This is a genomic window from Nonlabens antarcticus (assembly GCF_015356755.1).
Lineage (GTDB): Bacteria > Bacteroidota > Bacteroidia > Flavobacteriales > Flavobacteriaceae > Nonlabens > Nonlabens antarcticus.
In genome coordinates this window covers 185,316-200,568 of sequence record NZ_JADFCO010000064.1, presented here as the reverse complement: position 1 = coordinate 200,568, position 15,253 = coordinate 185,316, and the positions used below count along the sequence as shown (strand labels likewise).

At 38.8% G+C, this 15,253-nt stretch carries 15 protein-coding genes; 2 read left to right on the top strand and 13 right to left on the bottom strand.

The features are described 5' to 3' along the window. Position 1: 1 nt before the first annotated feature. The 10 genes from IQ282_RS07015 to IQ282_RS06970 form a co-directional block, all read right to left on the bottom strand. Complete coding sequence (locus IQ282_RS07015) at positions 2–709, bottom strand: sulfite exporter TauE/SafE family protein (protein WP_194851140.1); 708 nt, start codon at positions 707–709, stop codon at positions 2–4. Positions 710–791: 82 nt separating this feature from the next. Next, entirely contained in the window at positions 792–1,238 is a 447-nt protein-coding gene (locus IQ282_RS07010; protein ID WP_194851139.1) for a FixH family protein, read from the bottom strand. A gap of 456 nt (positions 1,239–1,694) precedes the next feature. Further along, the gene (ccoG, locus tag IQ282_RS07005; protein WP_194851138.1) at positions 1,695–3,116 is read right to left on the bottom strand and encodes a cytochrome c oxidase accessory protein CcoG; all 1,422 of its coding nucleotides are present in this window, start codon (positions 3,114–3,116) and stop codon (positions 1,695–1,697) included. A 58-nt stretch (positions 3,117–3,174) separates the two neighbouring features. Then, positions 3,175–3,486, bottom strand: coding sequence for a cupin domain-containing protein (locus tag IQ282_RS07000; RefSeq protein ID WP_228547256.1), 312 nt, complete (start codon positions 3,484–3,486; stop codon positions 3,175–3,177). An 8-nt stretch (positions 3,487–3,494) separates the two neighbouring features. Further along, positions 3,495–4,469, bottom strand: coding sequence for a cbb3-type cytochrome c oxidase N-terminal domain-containing protein (locus IQ282_RS06995; RefSeq protein ID WP_194851137.1), 975 nt, complete (start codon positions 4,467–4,469; stop codon positions 3,495–3,497). After that, positions 4,466–4,657, bottom strand: coding sequence for a CcoQ/FixQ family Cbb3-type cytochrome c oxidase assembly chaperone (locus tag IQ282_RS06990; protein ID WP_194851136.1), 192 nt, complete (start codon positions 4,655–4,657; stop codon positions 4,466–4,468). Before IQ282_RS06990 ends, IQ282_RS06995 begins: the two co-directional genes overlap by 4 nt. A gap of 2 nt (positions 4,658–4,659) precedes the next feature. Next, on the bottom strand, positions 4,660–6,864 hold the full coding sequence (gene ccoN / locus IQ282_RS06985; RefSeq protein ID WP_194851135.1) for a cytochrome-c oxidase, cbb3-type subunit I: 2,205 nt from the start codon (positions 6,862–6,864) through the stop codon (positions 4,660–4,662). Between the two features lie 10 nt (positions 6,865–6,874). Continuing rightward, the gene (gene ccoS, locus IQ282_RS06980; protein ID WP_194851134.1) at positions 6,875–7,072 is read right to left on the bottom strand and encodes a cbb3-type cytochrome oxidase assembly protein CcoS; all 198 of its coding nucleotides are present in this window, start codon (positions 7,070–7,072) and stop codon (positions 6,875–6,877) included. A gap of 237 nt (positions 7,073–7,309) precedes the next feature. Then, complete coding sequence (locus IQ282_RS06975) at positions 7,310–7,549, bottom strand: hypothetical protein (RefSeq protein WP_194851133.1); 240 nt, start codon at positions 7,547–7,549, stop codon at positions 7,310–7,312. A gap of 11 nt (positions 7,550–7,560) precedes the next feature. Next, on the bottom strand, positions 7,561–9,978 hold the full coding sequence (locus IQ282_RS06970; RefSeq protein WP_194851132.1) for a heavy metal translocating P-type ATPase: 2,418 nt from the start codon (positions 9,976–9,978) through the stop codon (positions 7,561–7,563). Between the two features lie 134 nt (positions 9,979–10,112). Between IQ282_RS06970 and IQ282_RS06965 the strand changes: the two genes are divergently transcribed. Continuing rightward, positions 10,113–10,337, top strand: coding sequence for a hypothetical protein (locus tag IQ282_RS06965; RefSeq protein WP_194851131.1), 225 nt, complete (start codon positions 10,113–10,115; stop codon positions 10,335–10,337). A gap of 42 nt (positions 10,338–10,379) precedes the next feature. Further along, positions 10,380–11,084, top strand: coding sequence for a Crp/Fnr family transcriptional regulator (locus IQ282_RS06960; protein WP_194851130.1), 705 nt, complete (start codon positions 10,380–10,382; stop codon positions 11,082–11,084). A 147-nt stretch (positions 11,085–11,231) separates the two neighbouring features. Here IQ282_RS06960 and IQ282_RS06955 read toward each other — a convergent pair whose 3' ends face one another. From IQ282_RS06955 to IQ282_RS06945, 3 genes are all read right to left on the bottom strand, one after another. Next, positions 11,232–12,971, bottom strand: a complete 1,740-nt coding sequence (locus IQ282_RS06955; RefSeq protein WP_194851129.1) for a mechanosensitive ion channel family protein — start codon at positions 12,969–12,971, stop codon at positions 11,232–11,234. 307 nt (positions 12,972–13,278) lie between these two features. Then, positions 13,279–14,559 (bottom strand): APC family permease, encoded by a 1,281-nt coding sequence (locus IQ282_RS06950; protein WP_194851128.1) that lies wholly within the window; start codon positions 14,557–14,559, stop codon positions 13,279–13,281. 117 nt (positions 14,560–14,676) lie between these two features. After that, positions 14,677–15,195: an OmpH family outer membrane protein gene (locus IQ282_RS06945; protein WP_194851127.1), complete on the bottom strand. Its 519-nt coding sequence runs from the start codon at positions 15,193–15,195 to the stop codon at positions 14,677–14,679. Positions 15,196–15,253: the final 58 nt, after the last annotated feature.

Here is a 15,253-nt window from a genome sequence, read left to right as displayed (position 1 = left end):
TTTAATGACAAATTTCAGAAGCCGTTTGTTGTTCTACCGCGACTTTTTCTGATGGAGAGACATATGGAATTCCCAGTCCCAGACCACGCAGTATAAACAGCACACCTACAATAACTACAAATACTGGAATCACTTTCATCACGCGCTGTTTCAAAGTAGCATTGAGGAAGTTTCCCAGATAGGTAGCCGTAGTCATCAAAGGAACTGTTCCCAGTCCAAAAAACAACATGTACAATCCACCTTGCAAAACTCCGCCAGCGGCAACGCTGCCGAATACTGCCATATACACCAGGCCGCATGGTAAAAACCCATTCAGAAAACCGATTGTAAAAAAGCTATCCATTGTTTTCTTTTTCAACTCTGCTCCCAAAGCACTTTTTACCTTTCCTACCCATTTATACATGAATCTGGATCCATTGTAACGGCTGAATAATTTAGTTGGTAATAGAATTACCAAAATCATAAGAAATCCTATCACTATAGAAATTTGCTGTTGAAACCCAAAAAGGTCCAGACGTCTTCCCAAAAAACCAAAAAGCAATCCTATCGTTCCATAAGTAAACAACCTACCGGCATGATAACTAGCCACCTGTAACACCCGTTTCACTGGATTGTTGCGATCCACAGGAAGTAAAAATGCGATAGGCCCGCACATTCCCACACAGTGGAAACTTCCCAGTAAACCGAATACAAGAGCAGTAAGTAGCATTTATTTTGAGTTAAACGTTTGAATTATTGGAACCTTAAAAGCACCAATTATTTAAAGAATTTCACATCGAATTCTTTAGTTCTTAATAAATGATCTGTTTTTTGAACCTGAAACTTTTCCCTTCATATTCCCAGTCTATAGTTATGTTCCAGCGACCTTCCAGCAAGCGATTGTCAGGTATGAGCAAATTAGGATCAGTGAGCTGCAGTGGCAATTCAAAATCCAGTTGCTTGTTAGAAGGTCTATAAAGGAACACGTTTCCTGTAATTTTTTCTGGATCAAACCCCTCTGGAAATTGGAGCAGGTAACCCATGTCGGTTTTTAGTCCTGTGATTTGTTTTTCCATGTCTGCGGAGTTTTGTTGTGCAAAAATGTCATCCTGCAATTCTTGTTCTTTTTGATAATAATTATCGGTTACTAAATCATGTTCTAAATCATGATTTGTACTCATTTTGAAGACTAAAAAAAGAATGAAGCTTATGAAAAGTCCCATCCCTATAACCAGTCCCGTTCCCCAATTGATTTTCATATCTACTTATTTTAAACTTATGTTCTTTATACTTCTTTCTGAAATTTCTTTTCTGAAATCTGAGCAACTCTGCTAGATTGAAATATGTGTCTTAGATTCACTTCCCTATTTTTATTTTTGTTTTTTCACTTTTACTTGTATCCGGGCGTGTCCTCGCTAAAAAGCTCGGTCGGGCTATTCGTTTCAATCTTTTTCTAATTGCCTCCGCCCTTTAGAAAAGGATTTTGACTGCTATCCCTCACGCATCATTACCTCTATTTTACACAATTGATCAGCTGCAGTCGAACTCACAAGTCACTCTTAATTTCTCTTCATTACATTAACTAATAAGCCATCTTTTCAAGCCGTCGACCTGCGCTGAACTTGTCGAAGTGAGCACGGTTTTGATTAATGCTAAATTTGATTTAGAATAAAATTACAATCTCCATTTTAGATATTAACCTACCTCCCATCTTACTAATTAAAAGACCTAGGTCCTAAAAATGCCGTTCTAGTAGTTTCAATTTGTTCTTCACCACTAAAAACTCCTATCACCATCCGGTCCTTGTCTCCATTTAAAGCACTTGCATTTAATTCTATAAATAGTGTTCCTTCAGATAAACCTCCAGCAGGAACGGTGAACGTATCGTGACCTACTATTTTAATTGTTCCATTATGTGACATTAGTTGAAATCTGACATTTTCAATATCTGAATTTGTCTTGTTGAGCAACTTATAAGTATATACGTTGCTGATATTGTTTTCGCCTTTACGTTCAAACAACTGTCCCGGCAGCCGCAGTACATCTGCTTCCACATCATTTCTTAAAAAAAGCATTCCTACTAAAACGGTGATCAAAATACCGAGTATGACACTATATCCTTTCAGTCGCGGCGTAAATTCAAATTTGGTTTTCTTCTCTATATTGTCTTCGCTGGCATATCGTATCAATCCTTGAGGAAGATCCACCGCGTCCATAATGCTGTTACAAGCGTCGATACATGCTGTACAATTGATGCATTCTAATTGGGTTCCATTCCGTATGTCTATTCCTGTGGGGCAAACCTGAACACACTGAAAGCAATCAATACAATCACCTTTACCGCTGGCCTCACGATCCTCATTTTTCTTGAATTTTGCTCTGCCTTCTTCTTTTTCTCCACGATTGTAATCGTAAGCGACCACTACAGATTTTTTGTCTAATAAAACCCCTTGCAATCTTCCATAAGGACAAACGATAATACAGACCTGTTCTCTAAACCAGGCAAATACAAAATAGAAAACACCGGTAAAAATCGTTAAGGATATCAATGTGCTCCAGTGTTGCATAGGACCTTCCGTTATGTATCTAATCAGTCGATCACTTCCTATTAAATAAGCTAGAAACACATTTGCAATCAAAAATGAGATTACAAAAAACACGAACCATTTTAAGGACCGCTTAAGGATCTTTTCTTTATTCCATGGCATTTTTGCAAGCCGCATCTGTTTTCCTCGATCGCCATCGATCCAGTACTCAATCCTACGGAATACCATTTCCATAAAAATAGTCTGTGGACAAACCCAGCCACAGAATAACCTACCAAAAGCTACCGTAAACAGAATCACAAATACCACTCCTACTAGCATCATCATCACAAAAATGTAAACATCCTGCGGCCAAAAAGGAAACCCAAAAATATTGAAACGGCGTTCTAAAACATTAAACAACAAAAACTGTTGGCCGCCTACTTTTATAAAAGGCGCAGCAAATAGTGCTGCCAGCAATACATAACTCACATACTTGCGATACTCGTACCACTTGCCTACAGGTTTTTTAGGAAAAACCCAAGCGCGTCCACCATCTTCATCAAGTGTACCGATGGTATCCCTAAAATTATCCTGTCCTTGTTCTGCCATTTTGTTTCAATCAGATATTATTTCACACTTTAAAAGCTAGTATTTAAAACTTGTCACCTCAACTTCGTACCGTTGTATCCTTAATCAATAGGAAAATCGCCTCGTCCCATCCTACCACGCTATGCTTGATATTGATCGGGATTTCAAAACTCTCAAAGCATCCTAATCGGGAACTTTGACCATCCATATTGAAATCAATTTCTCCTTTCACAACCAGCAATTTTACCTTACAGGGAACCACATGTTCAATCAATTCCACACCACGAGCTAGACCAATCGCGGTGATATTAATGCCGTTTTTTTCATAGATCTTAGTAGTAACAGGTAAAGCACTGGATTTTATACGGTCACTCATTTCTTTCAGTTCCATAAGCATTATTATTTATCTATCACATTTCCAGTAACGGGTTGATCCTCGATCATTACTTCAATCTTTGAGCTGTCGATAACTTTGACTTGAATCTCTTCCACAGGGGCATTAGGGTCTAGCCAGATTTCTCCTTCTGCTTCTTTTGCATCAGCGGGATTACTACCATGCAAGGACAGTACATAACTTGCTACCTGCGCCATTTCTGATGGTTTCATGTCAGATTTCCAGGCTACCATTCCTTTACCAGCGCGACCACCTTCAGAAATCGTTTTGAAAACATTTTTAATACCGCCGCCCAGAATCCAGTGGTCGTCCGTAAGATTTGGGCCTATACCACCACCGCCACCTACTTTATGACAGGCCACGCAATTACCGGTAAATAGAGATTCTCCAGCTTTAATGTCAGATACATCTGCCAGCATTTCTACCGTATTGAAATCAATAAGGTCTTTCGCGGTCTTTTTGTATTCTTCAATATCAATTTCGGCTTGTGCGACGGCCATTTGATACTCTTCATTCTGATCCACACCATCAAAAATGTGGTAGCGCGCCATATAGACTATAGCAAAAATGATAGAAGCATAAAATCCATAAACCCACCATGGCGGCAAGTTGTTATCCAGCTCGCGTATCCCATCATAGTTGTGATCCAGAACAATCTCACCTTCCGTTTCAATAGGTCTGGTACCTAGCATTTTTTTGTAGGTTTCCCGTATCCAGCGGAATCTGTTCGCTTTCGCGGAAGCGATATCTACATCATATTTCTCCTGCTTTTCAAGAGGCAAGGTTTTATACAAAATCCTGCTCAGGGCTTCTACACTCACCTCTCCAGCAATGTAAATTAAGAGAAGAATCGCTAAAAATGCCCACAAAATAGGCTGCTCCACATATGCAGAAGTCTCACCGGTAGTTCCAATAAAGTACAGGAAAAAATAGCCGAACAGTCCAAAAGCTATGATTCTTAGAATTGCATTTGTCTTCATAAAATCTCGTCGTTAGTGTTATCGTCTTCAAACGGAATATTGCTCACTTCAGTGATGTGATCTTTTTTAGCGGTGAACACCCACCAGAAAAGTCCCATAAAAAAGAAAAAGAAAATGAGGAGCGAGATCATGGGGTAAATCGCTATACCGTCAATATTTTCCAGGTTACCCTTTATGAATCTAAACATGATTATTGGTTTTGGTTTGTAGTCATTTCTTCTTGCGTTTTGATCTTGATATCTGTTCCTAATCGCTGTAGGTAAGCGATTAACGCCACTACCTCACGATTGCGCATTTCGATAAAATCAAGTCCGTTTTCAGCTGCATATTTCTTATCAGCCTCATAGGTTTTTTCAAAATCCGGATCTGAATATAGGTTCTGCTCAATTTTTTGACCTTGCGCGAGCATCGATTCTTGAGCACGTGCTATTTCCTCTTCGGTATAAGGAACACCTACGCTCACCATGGCTCTCATTTTAGTCTCGGTATAAGATTTATCTAGCTCGTCTGCGATCAACCATTTGTAGGAAGGCATAATGGAACCAGAACTTGTACTCTGTGGATCATAAAAGTGGTTTAGATGCCAGTTATCACTGTATTTACCACCTACCCTAAACAAATCTGGTCCGGTACGTTTACTTCCCCATAAGAAAGGATGATCGTACACATATTCTCCAGATTTAGAGTATTCTCCATAACGCTCCACCTCACTACGGAAGGGACGGATCATTTGTGAGTGACAACCCACACAACCTTCTCTAATGTAAAGGTCACGACCTTCTAGTTCTAATGGTGTGTATGGTTTTACTGTAGAAATTACAGGTACATAATCATCTACTATCAAGGATGGTATAATCTGTACTGCTCCTCCTATCAAAATTGCGATCGTAGCAAAAATGGTCAGTTTTACAGGACGTCTTTCCAACCAGCTGTGGTATCCTTCTTTAGACGTTCTCTTTTTAGTAACAACTGGTAAAGGCGCAGATTCTGCTAACTCATCTGTTACCGCGCTTCCTTGTCTCGCCGTTCTGATCACGTTGTATAACATGAGGAAGGATCCCAGGATAAATAAGGTTCCACCTATAGCTCTCATCCAGTACATAGGGATGATCTCTACTAAGGTTTCTAAGAAGTTACCATAGGTTAGTGTTCCATCAGGATTGAATTGCTTCCACATCGATGCTTGAACAAATCCTGCGATATACATAGGTAATGCATACATAATTAGACCTAAAGTCCCTACCCAGAAGTGAGCGTTAGCCAGCTTAACGGACCACAGTTTTGTCTTAAACAATCGAGGCACCAGCCAGTAGATCATACCAAAAGTCAAAAACCCATTCCAACCCAGTGCTCCTACGTGAACGTGGGCAATAATCCAGTCGCTGTAGTGTGCTATAGCGTTCACGTTTTTAAGTGAAAGTAGCGGGCCTTCAAAAGTGGCCATACCATAAGCTGTAATTGCTACCACAAAGAATTTCAACACTGGATCCACCCGTACTTTATCCCAGGCTCCTCGCAAAGTCAATAATCCATTGATCATACCTCCCCAAGAAGGTGCGAGAAGCATAATAGAGAATGCCACTCCTAGGTTTTGTGCCCAGGCTGGAAGTGAAGTATAAAGCAGATGGTGTGGACCTGCCCAGATATAGATAAAAATCAAAGACCAGAAGTGAACGATAGACAACCGGTAGGAATAAACCGGACGGTTTGCCGCTTTAGGAACGAAATAATACATCAATCCCAAGAATGGTGTGGTCAAGAAAAATGCTACGGCATTATGTCCATACCACCACTGTACCAGAGCATCTTGAACTCCTGCATAAACAGGATAACTCTTTAAAAAATGAACAGGAACCTCGACACTATTCACAATGTGTAGAACTGCAACAGTTACAAATGTGGCCAGATAAAACCAGATCGCAACGTATAAATGTCGCTGTCTTCTTTTTAAAATCGCACCTATTAAGTTTGCGCCAAAAGCCACCCAAATAACCGCTATCGCAATATCAAAAGGCCATTCTAATTCTGCATATTCTTTTGAGGTGGTGTACCCTAATGGTAAAGTGATTGCCGCGCCTACAATTATGGCCTGCCATCCCCAGAAGTTCAAGTTACTCAACCAGTCCTTCCACATACGTGCTTTCAACAGACGCTGAGAAGAATAATAAACTCCTGCGAAAATAGCGTTACCCACAAATGCAAAAATTACAGCATTAGTGTGTAAGGGTCGCAGACGTCCAAAACTTAACCAGGAGATACCGTCTGTGATGTTTGGAAATAAGAACATAAAAGCGAGAAGTAAGCCTACGCTCATCCCGATAAGGCCCCAAAAGATGGTGGCGTTCACAAACTTCTTTACGATCTTATTATCGTAGTAAAATTGTTCTGTTTGCATAAGAAATGGGTTACTGGATTTTATTATTTTCTGATTGGATTTCTGGATTCTTTTTAGCCGGTTTTACCAGCTCGTCATCAAAAAGCATTCTCACTGATGGGGTGTAGGTATCATCATACTGGCCCCTTCTAACGGAATAGACAAATGCGATAAAGAAAATTACGGCGACGATCACGCTCACTGTAATCAGTAAATAAATGATACTCATACCTATCTTAATTATGATGTAAAACTACCCGCAACGACTTTCATAAAACATGACTTTTGTCAGTTGCAGAAAGTAATTTTGAAATTGAAATTGAAATTGAAATTGATAATTGATCACTTTATCAGTAGCTTAGCGATATAGCCTTGTATTGTCTGATAAAATTTGTAGCGCTTTTGAATAAGTAATTTGCATGGCATCTTGACATACTTTTTTTCTACTTAAATCTTTTAAAATTGCTTAAACCATTACATACATTCCTAGAATACCTGCCGTCTGTAATACATCAGCTAGGAGGAATTGTGGGAACTGATTATTTCTGGATTGATGTTCTTCAATGGTTTTGAGCCTTGCGGTTATCTGAGCATATTCTGTTTTAAAATAGAGCTGTATAGATTCACATTCTTGATCCTGATTCTGATCGTACATGAACTGTAATTGTTTTAATCTACTGTGGAGCTGTGTGACTTCTTTCTTCATGATTAAAATATTTAAGGAGTTATTTTTCTACCTATCAAGTAGGTGCTAATTGTGGTAAATACTACTATGCTTATAGAACTGAGCGGCATTAAAATAGCAGCAACAACTGGTGCTAGATTACCTGTAACGGCAAATGCAAGACCTATCAGATTGTAAAAAAGTGAGAAAACAAAAGCATATTTAATTATGCGGATAGATCTGCGTGATAGATTCATAAACAGTGCTAAATCCATTAATTTACTAGCATCAATGATCCCGTCGCAAGCGGGTGAGAACACATTTACATCTTCAGATACTGCAATACCCACATTACTTTGTGCAAGCGCACCGGCATCGTTCAAACCATCACCTACCATCATGACTTTTTTACCTTCTTGCTGTAAACGGTTTATGAACTGTAGCTTATCGTCTGGTTTCTGATTAAATTTCAAAATAGCATTTGCTGGCAACTGTGTTTTTAAAAATGCTTCTTCGCCATTATTATCACCTGAAAGAATTACCAGTTGCACTGTTCTGTTTAGGTTGGAAAACAACTGCTGCATTCCATCGCGATAATTATTATAAAAAATGTAGCATCCTTTATATTGATCATTGGAACTAATATGCACTTGAGTATTGGTACTAGGATTCATTTGAGCTTGATTTCCCACAAACGTTGGACTGCCTATTTTTACAGAGATCTTACCTCGAGATCCTGTAATTCCTGAACCGGTGTGCTCGTCAAATTCATCAAGCGTACAAATACCCTGATCCTGCAACATGTCATATAATGCACGGCTTAAAGGATGGTTTGAGGCTCTAAGGGTACTAGTAAGAACGGTTTGCTCCTCATCAGTTAAATTAATCCCCTCATAACTGATAAGATTCTGGCGATGCGTGGTAAGAGTTCCCGTTTTATCAAACACTACAGTATCAATATGAGACATTTGTTCCAGCACACTACTTTCCTTGAGATAGAGCTTATGTTTTCCGAAAATGCGCAACATGTTCCCTAAAGTAAATGGAGCCGCAAGAGCAATGGCGCAAGGGCAGGCTACAATTAAAACTGCGGTAAATACATTGAATGCGGTAAACGGATTTGTAAACAACCAGATGATGGTCGCCACCACGGCAATACTTAAAATTCCTATCGTGAAACGGCGGCTTATCTGGTCCGTTAAATTTTCAAAAGTGGTTGCCTTATTCTTGCTGAATACTTCATTATTCCACAATTGTGTCAAGTAACTTTGTTCCACAGCCTTAGTAACTTCCATTTCAATCACACCGGCCTGTTGCCGTCCGCCAGCATAGATTTTATCGCCTAAAACTTTGCTGACCGGCACTGCTTCTCCCGTTACAAAACTGTAATCTATCAGCGCCGTTCCTTCTTTTAAAATCCCATCGGTTGGGATTAATTCATTGTTACGTATCAAAATCCTATGTCCCGGTTTTAACTCGTAAACTGGGGTTTGTTGTTCATGGGTGGAAAGATTTTTCGCTTTCGCGAAAGCGGACTCACCATCTTCTTCCTGCATCAATTGGGTCACAGCGATTGGGAAGTAGGATTTATAATCCCGCTCAAACGAAAGAAATGCATAGGTTTTTTGCTGGAAGAATTTACCCAACAATAAAAAGAAAACCAATCCTGCGAGGCTGTCAAAAAAACCAGTTCCCCAGTCCATGATTATATCTAGTGTCGATCTTAAAAATAAAACCGCAATACCTATCGCAATGGGAACATCAATATTCAAAATTCCAGACCTCAACCCCTTATATGCCGACTCAAAATAGCCACGGCCAGAGTAAAAAACCACCGGTAGAGAAAAAGCAAACATCAACCAGCGGAACATATTTTTAAATTGATGCAGCCAGAATTCATCGACCTCAAAATATTCCGGAAACGATAGAAACATAATGTTACCAAAGGCAAAACCCGCAATGCCTAGTTTGTAAATTAGGCTCCTGTCAATTTTTTTCTCTTTCTTATTAAAATCTTCTAATGAAATATTAGGCTCATATCCTAGCCTACAAAGCAATAGAACTAATTCCTTCAACTGTACCTCAGAAGAATTGTAGGTAATGCGAATAGATTTTTCTGGAAAATTGACCTGCGCAGTTTTGATAGCAGGATTAATTTTATTTAAATTTTCCAATACCCAAATGCAGGAACTACAGTGAATATGTGGAATGGTAAAAGAAACGATCTGAGTATCCTGCTCATCAAATTCCAGAAGCTGATCAATGATGGGTTGGTTATCTAAAAAATCATAACGTCCGGCAATCTCAAGCGGTGATTTCCCGGGTGTAGATTCTAGATCATAGTAATAGGTAAGCTCATTCTCATTTAGAATGTCAAAAACCATTTTACAACCTTGACAACAGAAGAATTTATCCTTCCGCACAATAGTTGTATCTCGGCAAGCGTCGCCACAGTGATAACAATTTTCCATAATTTACTCTATACCTGGTACAAAGGTGTTGAGAATGGTTGATGCAAAACATGACTTATGTCAGTTGCACCAAAACAATTAGGAATCTGTTGGCACGTATTGTGGAATTATATCTATAATTTAAAATAAAAACTATGAAACTTTCTGCCCTCACTTTATTAGCGATAACGACTTTAGTTTTATTGACCGTCGTCATTTTCTCAGCTATGAATTTTCCATTCAGCTGGGTATTCTATGCGAGTTGTGCTGGACAAGCACTTCTGGTTTACACGGTAATTAGAGTTCTTAAAGATGATTACCATACTGACAAGACTTTCGCAGATTTTTATGAAGATCATTCTATGAAAACCATGCCTTAACACTTGTGAGCCGTTCCATTAATTATGGCTAGCTTTGAAAATATGGAAAATCGTGATCTCAATCGTTGTGAAAACTGCATTATCAGACAGATGCATAGCTTTAGAGCATTGAGAAAGGATGAGCTTAAAGCAATGTCTGACAGTAAGGAAACCAGACAATTTAAAAAAGGAGAACCGCTTTTTAAGGAAGGGGATCGTCTTGCAGGTGTTTTTTGTGTGCGTAATGGAATTTCAAAACTTTCTAAAATTAGCGACAACGGCAAAGAACAGATTGTAAAACTGGCTACTAAAGGTGAAATCTTAGGTCAGCGATCTGTGATAACTTCTGAGCAAACAAACTTAAGCGCTACTGCTCTAGAAGACATGGAGGTTTGTTTTATTCCTAAAAGCCATATCGAAAATAGTTTACATGATAACCCTGCTTTTACTAATGCTGTTCTTAAACACATGGCTAGCGAACTCAAAATCGCAGATGATACGATTGTCAACATGGCACAGAAAACAGTTCGTCAACGATTAGCTGAGGTGCTTATTTATCTTCACACCAATTTTGGAACAGATGAGGATGGCTATTTGTATTTGCAACTTTCAAGATCTGATATCGCTGATGTTGTAGGTACAGCGACAGAACTTCTCATACGTACGCTGACAAACTTCAGGAAAGAAGGTTTGATTATAACATCAGGAAAACGCATAAAAATCATCGATAATAAATTACTGAATCAATTGATACAAGGTCATTCTTAATTTTTTGATTTCGCGGAAGCGAACTCCCTAAAAATTAAAATCCACATCAATTTCTGACTCTGTTTTAAGTTCCTCGATATATTATTATTCAATCTATTTATAAGCTGCAGTTCGTCTTGAGCATGTCATAGATAAACCATGCCGCCTTTAAGAATTAGGAGGTCTTTTCATTTCCACCCTTGTCCTGTTCAAGTATAATCCATCTTCTAATTGCGCGACATAATCGATGAGTTGTTCTCTTAACTCGCAGTGTAAATCCCAAGTAGTGCTGGCATCTTTTCCAGAACAAAGAGCCCTAATCTGTATGGTATCTTTATCTGCATCAGTTACTTGTAAAACAGGTTCTAACTCTTCATCCCATTTATCATTTGCTCGAAGTAATTCATCATATTTTTTACGCACATCTTCTACGTTGATCCTATAATCTGCATGAATAATAATAGGCCGCACCTGACGTGGACTGGTCATCGACCAATTTTCAAATGTATTTGTTATGATATTTTTTAATGGTATCACGAGTCTGCGCTCATCCCAGGTACGAGCTACCATAAATGTAAATCGTATATCTTCAACATAACACCAGTCGTCTTCTATAAATATAGTATCCCCTATTTTAGCAGGACTAGTTAAAGCAATCTGAATACCTGCAATGATATTGCCTAAGGTACTTTGAGCGGCAACTCCCAGAACTACCGTTAAAACTCCAGCCGAAGCTAATAGAGAAACTCCAAGTTTTTCTAAAGAACGAAACTGACCAACAATGACAAAGAATCCTATTATAATTATGATAAAAGTAATCACTCGCCTAGCGACTGAAACGTAGGTAAGCATTTGTCTAGCGCCACTATTTTCTTCTAAATTTGTATCTCCTATTCGATTTTCTGCCACATAAATCATGAAGCTATCAATGAACTTCATAATTAAATAGGTGATAGAACAAATTACCGTAATTAGTAGAAAGGAATACAACCAGCTCGCAAACGTCCCGCTGAAACTGATAAGTGAGTTTAATGTGACGTAAAAAAACAATATTGCAGCTGCAAACCCTGTAGGTTTTGCAAGAGTGTTACGTACAACTCGCAACCATGGAAAGTTCGATTTTTTCAGAAATTTGCGAATTACTACAGCTACTAACTTACCAAGTAAAAATGCGAGCGCTACTAGTATCAAAGTCCCTATCAACTTCCAAACAGGAACTCCCATAAAGTCAAATTTTGCCCAGTCTGGCATCATTAAATCTAACTTGCGTGGTCCATATGCGAGATACAGTTCTTCTATATTTTCTACGGTGTCTGCACTAATCATCCAGAAAGCGCCATAGTCTTTATGCTTGATGCGGTGTAACCGCAATACAATATCTCTTCCATTCAAATTGATCTCGCCGAAAAAGACGCTACGTCTGGGTTTACCCGCAATTGCCTTGTTTGTTGCAGTCTGAATATCAGTTTGACCATCTGGTCTATCAGGAATACTTCCCCATTCAATCGTGACACGCTGATTGATAACAAAAAACAGCTTTTCCGCAAGGATCGTGGCTTCTTCCCTTGTTAGGTTGCTAGGCATTCTATTAAGGTTAAGCGCATAGCTGGCGTCTTCAAAATTACCATCACGGCTGGAGTAGATAAACTCTTCAAGAGCTGCTTGTGGCGTTCGCAGATTGAACCTATTAGGCGGGAGTCCTAAATTTTCATTTATTTTAGAAAGTATATAATAAGACTCGTTGTACTCGAGAATAGGATTGCTACCATAAGTAGCATCATCTTCCACTACGGATTCCTCAGAAGGAGGATCATTTGCTTTGTTCTTTAAACTATCAGCTGGTTCTTGGGCAAACGATGGAAAGTAAAGCCCCAAAAAAACAAGTAGAACGATATAGTTTTTAAACATAAGAAAGGTGTGAGTTTCAAATATAAAGATTCATTGAAGAATCATTTTTAGCATACTGGAAATATTAGGACTCTCGATGGCAAACTTTAAAATAGTCTTCGAAGCCAATACCGTATTGAATATAAATTGAAAGACACCAGAAATATTAAATAATGGACTTCATGGAATGTGAAGTTATAACGCCAACCTTTGAAGCCAAATCACAAGAAGATTATGTGGGTTTACAACCTTGAATCACCTGTAATTAAAAAATCAGCTTTGCAGGCTCTTGTGTCCATTTTTTTTTAAAGCAGATGACTCAATAGATTTAATTTTTACGGACTGTTTTGTAAACATACTCCATCAAGAAGCAAGCAATTATCACGCTACCTATGATAATAACTCCAGTAAGATTACTGCTGGTCTGTTGTACAATAAGCACCACAAAGGCAGTGGAACATAAAAACGTTCCAAAAAGCGGGAACCAACTGCGGGCCTTAATTCTTTCCCTATTCTTGTATGCTGAATAATTCACCACTGCAAACAAGAGCAAAAAACCCGCACTTCCAGAGGTAGAAATACTTTCTAACTGAGCAAGGTTTGCAAGTAATAAAGTAGCAACGGATATAATGGCTAGTCCTACAGGATGGTTCCATAACTGTGCGGTAAACTCTTTAGGCAACTCGTCGTCTTCAGCGACGGTGTAATTCACTCTTGTTCCTCCATAAAGTGTGGCGTTAATCGCAGAAAACGTAGAGATAAGCGCAGCAATAGTCATAATAGTAAAACCTGTCTGACCTAAGCTAGGTTTTGCGACCTCAGAAAGCACGTAATCCTTAGCCTCTTGTATCGCGTCAAAGGATAGCGATCCTACAGCAATAATTGCAATTACAATGTATAAAAACACTACAAATCCCACTGAAATAAAATAAGCTCGTGGAATATTTTTCTCAGGATCCTTGAGTCCAGAAACAGCATTTGCAATAAGTTCAAAACCTTCATAAGCCACAAAAATTACCATTCCCCCTGTAATTATCTGAAAAGTACCCTCCCAATTTTGCGGATTAAGCTGGGAAAATTGTTCACTGGAAGTCAATCCATAAATTCCAACTCCTATGAAACCTATCAATATTACCAGCTTGACTATAACCGCATAACTCTCAATACGACTGACCAGTGCAGCACTAAAGTAATTAATGAGCGTACCTATGAGGATTACCGCAGTAATGTAAATATGTGAGTCGGTTTTAGGATCACCTGTGATAGAATAAAGATTAGGAGCGTAGGATCCAAATGCACTGGCATACAAGGCCAGCATAATAATATAGCTGATCCACAACAAATTATTTAAACCTCCACTGAAGATATTTCTACCGAAACCTTCATTGATAAACCGAACCGTACCACCGCTATCTGGGAAAGCGATGGATAATTTTGAATAACTATAGGCGGTTACCAAAGCTATAAATCCAGCAACAAGGAATGCAACTGGAGTAGCACCACGAGCTAAGGAAATCGCAAGTCCTAAAACAGCGAAAATCCCTCCACCTACCATTCCACCTATTCCTATCGCGATCGCACCTCTTAAACTAATGTTGTCCTTTGCCATTTAATTAATTTCTAAGGTTCGACTAATTTACGAACTGTTCCCTGTTTAGTTGGTTTTCTATAACGCAAAAAACCCAGCTCAATGAGCTGGGTTTTTTTTTATAAGTCGTACGGATTCTTACTTACCAGTAGGTTTTCCGTCAGCATCAATCTTGATACCTAAACGTTGTGCTACGTCTATAGAAATATTTGCTCCTGGTTCAGAATATACTACTTGAGTTGCGTTTACAACCAGTTTCATTCCTTTTTCCTTTGCAATTGCTTGAATGGCTTCATTCAATTTAGTAAGGATAGGCTTCATTAAGTCATTTTCTTTTGCACCTAATTGAAGTTCTGCTGCTTTCGCTGCATTTTGATATTCGCTTTGAAGTGCTGCGGCTTGTTGACCTAATTGTTGTTTTTGAGCATCAGTAGTTCCCGGTTTTGATGCTTGATACTGAAGATCCTGCAGTTTTTGAGTAGAGTTAGCTTCCGCTTTGTCTAGCTCACCACGTAATTTTTCAGAAAGATCACCTAACTCCTTACGGATAGGTTCAACATCTGGCATACTTGCAAGAATCGCTTCATACTGAACAAATCCAGTTTGAGCCATTGCTGTTCCTGCTGCTAAAAATAATAATAAAAGTACTTTTTTCATTTTAAGGATTTTAAAGGCCGCAAGATAAGCAAGTCAGCCATTGTAGTTAAAAATTTTG

Excerpts from the sequence above, each read along its gene's own strand:
- IQ282_RS07015 (WP_194851140.1), bottom strand. The coding sequence starts at position 709 with ATGCTACTTACTGCTCTTGTATTCGGTTTACTGGGAAGTTTCCACTGT.
- IQ282_RS07010 (WP_194851139.1), bottom strand. The coding sequence starts at position 1,238 with ATGAAAATCAATTGGGGAACGGGACTGGTTATAGGGATGGGACTTTTC.
- ccoG (WP_194851138.1), bottom strand. The coding sequence starts at position 3,116 with ATGGCAGAACAAGGACAGGATAATTTTAGGGATACCATCGGTACACTT.
- IQ282_RS07000 (WP_228547256.1), bottom strand. The coding sequence starts at position 3,486 with ATGGAACTGAAAGAAATGAGTGACCGTATAAAATCCAGTGCTTTACCT.
- IQ282_RS06995 (WP_194851137.1), bottom strand. The coding sequence starts at position 4,469 with ATGAAGACAAATGCAATTCTAAGAATCATAGCTTTTGGACTGTTCGGC.
- IQ282_RS06990 (WP_194851136.1), bottom strand. The coding sequence starts at position 4,657 with ATGTTTAGATTCATAAAGGGTAACCTGGAAAATATTGACGGTATAGCG.
- ccoN (WP_194851135.1), bottom strand. The coding sequence starts at position 6,864 with ATGCAAACAGAACAATTTTACTACGATAATAAGATCGTAAAGAAGTTT.
- ccoS (WP_194851134.1), bottom strand. The coding sequence starts at position 7,072 with ATGAGTATCATTTATTTACTGATTACAGTGAGCGTGATCGTCGCCGTA.
- IQ282_RS06975 (WP_194851133.1), bottom strand. The coding sequence starts at position 7,549 with ATGAAGAAAGAAGTCACACAGCTCCACAGTAGATTAAAACAATTACAG.
- IQ282_RS06970 (WP_194851132.1), bottom strand. The coding sequence starts at position 9,978 with ATGGAAAATTGTTATCACTGTGGCGACGCTTGCCGAGATACAACTATT.
- IQ282_RS06965 (WP_194851131.1), top strand. The coding sequence starts at position 10,113 with ATGAAACTTTCTGCCCTCACTTTATTAGCGATAACGACTTTAGTTTTA.
- IQ282_RS06960 (WP_194851130.1), top strand. The coding sequence starts at position 10,380 with ATGGAAAATCGTGATCTCAATCGTTGTGAAAACTGCATTATCAGACAG.
- IQ282_RS06955 (WP_194851129.1), bottom strand. The coding sequence starts at position 12,971 with ATGTTTAAAAACTATATCGTTCTACTTGTTTTTTTGGGGCTTTACTTT.
- IQ282_RS06950 (WP_194851128.1), bottom strand. The coding sequence starts at position 14,559 with ATGGCAAAGGACAACATTAGTTTAAGAGGTGCGATCGCGATAGGAATA.
- IQ282_RS06945 (WP_194851127.1), bottom strand. The coding sequence starts at position 15,195 with ATGAAAAAAGTACTTTTATTATTATTTTTAGCAGCAGGAACAGCAATG.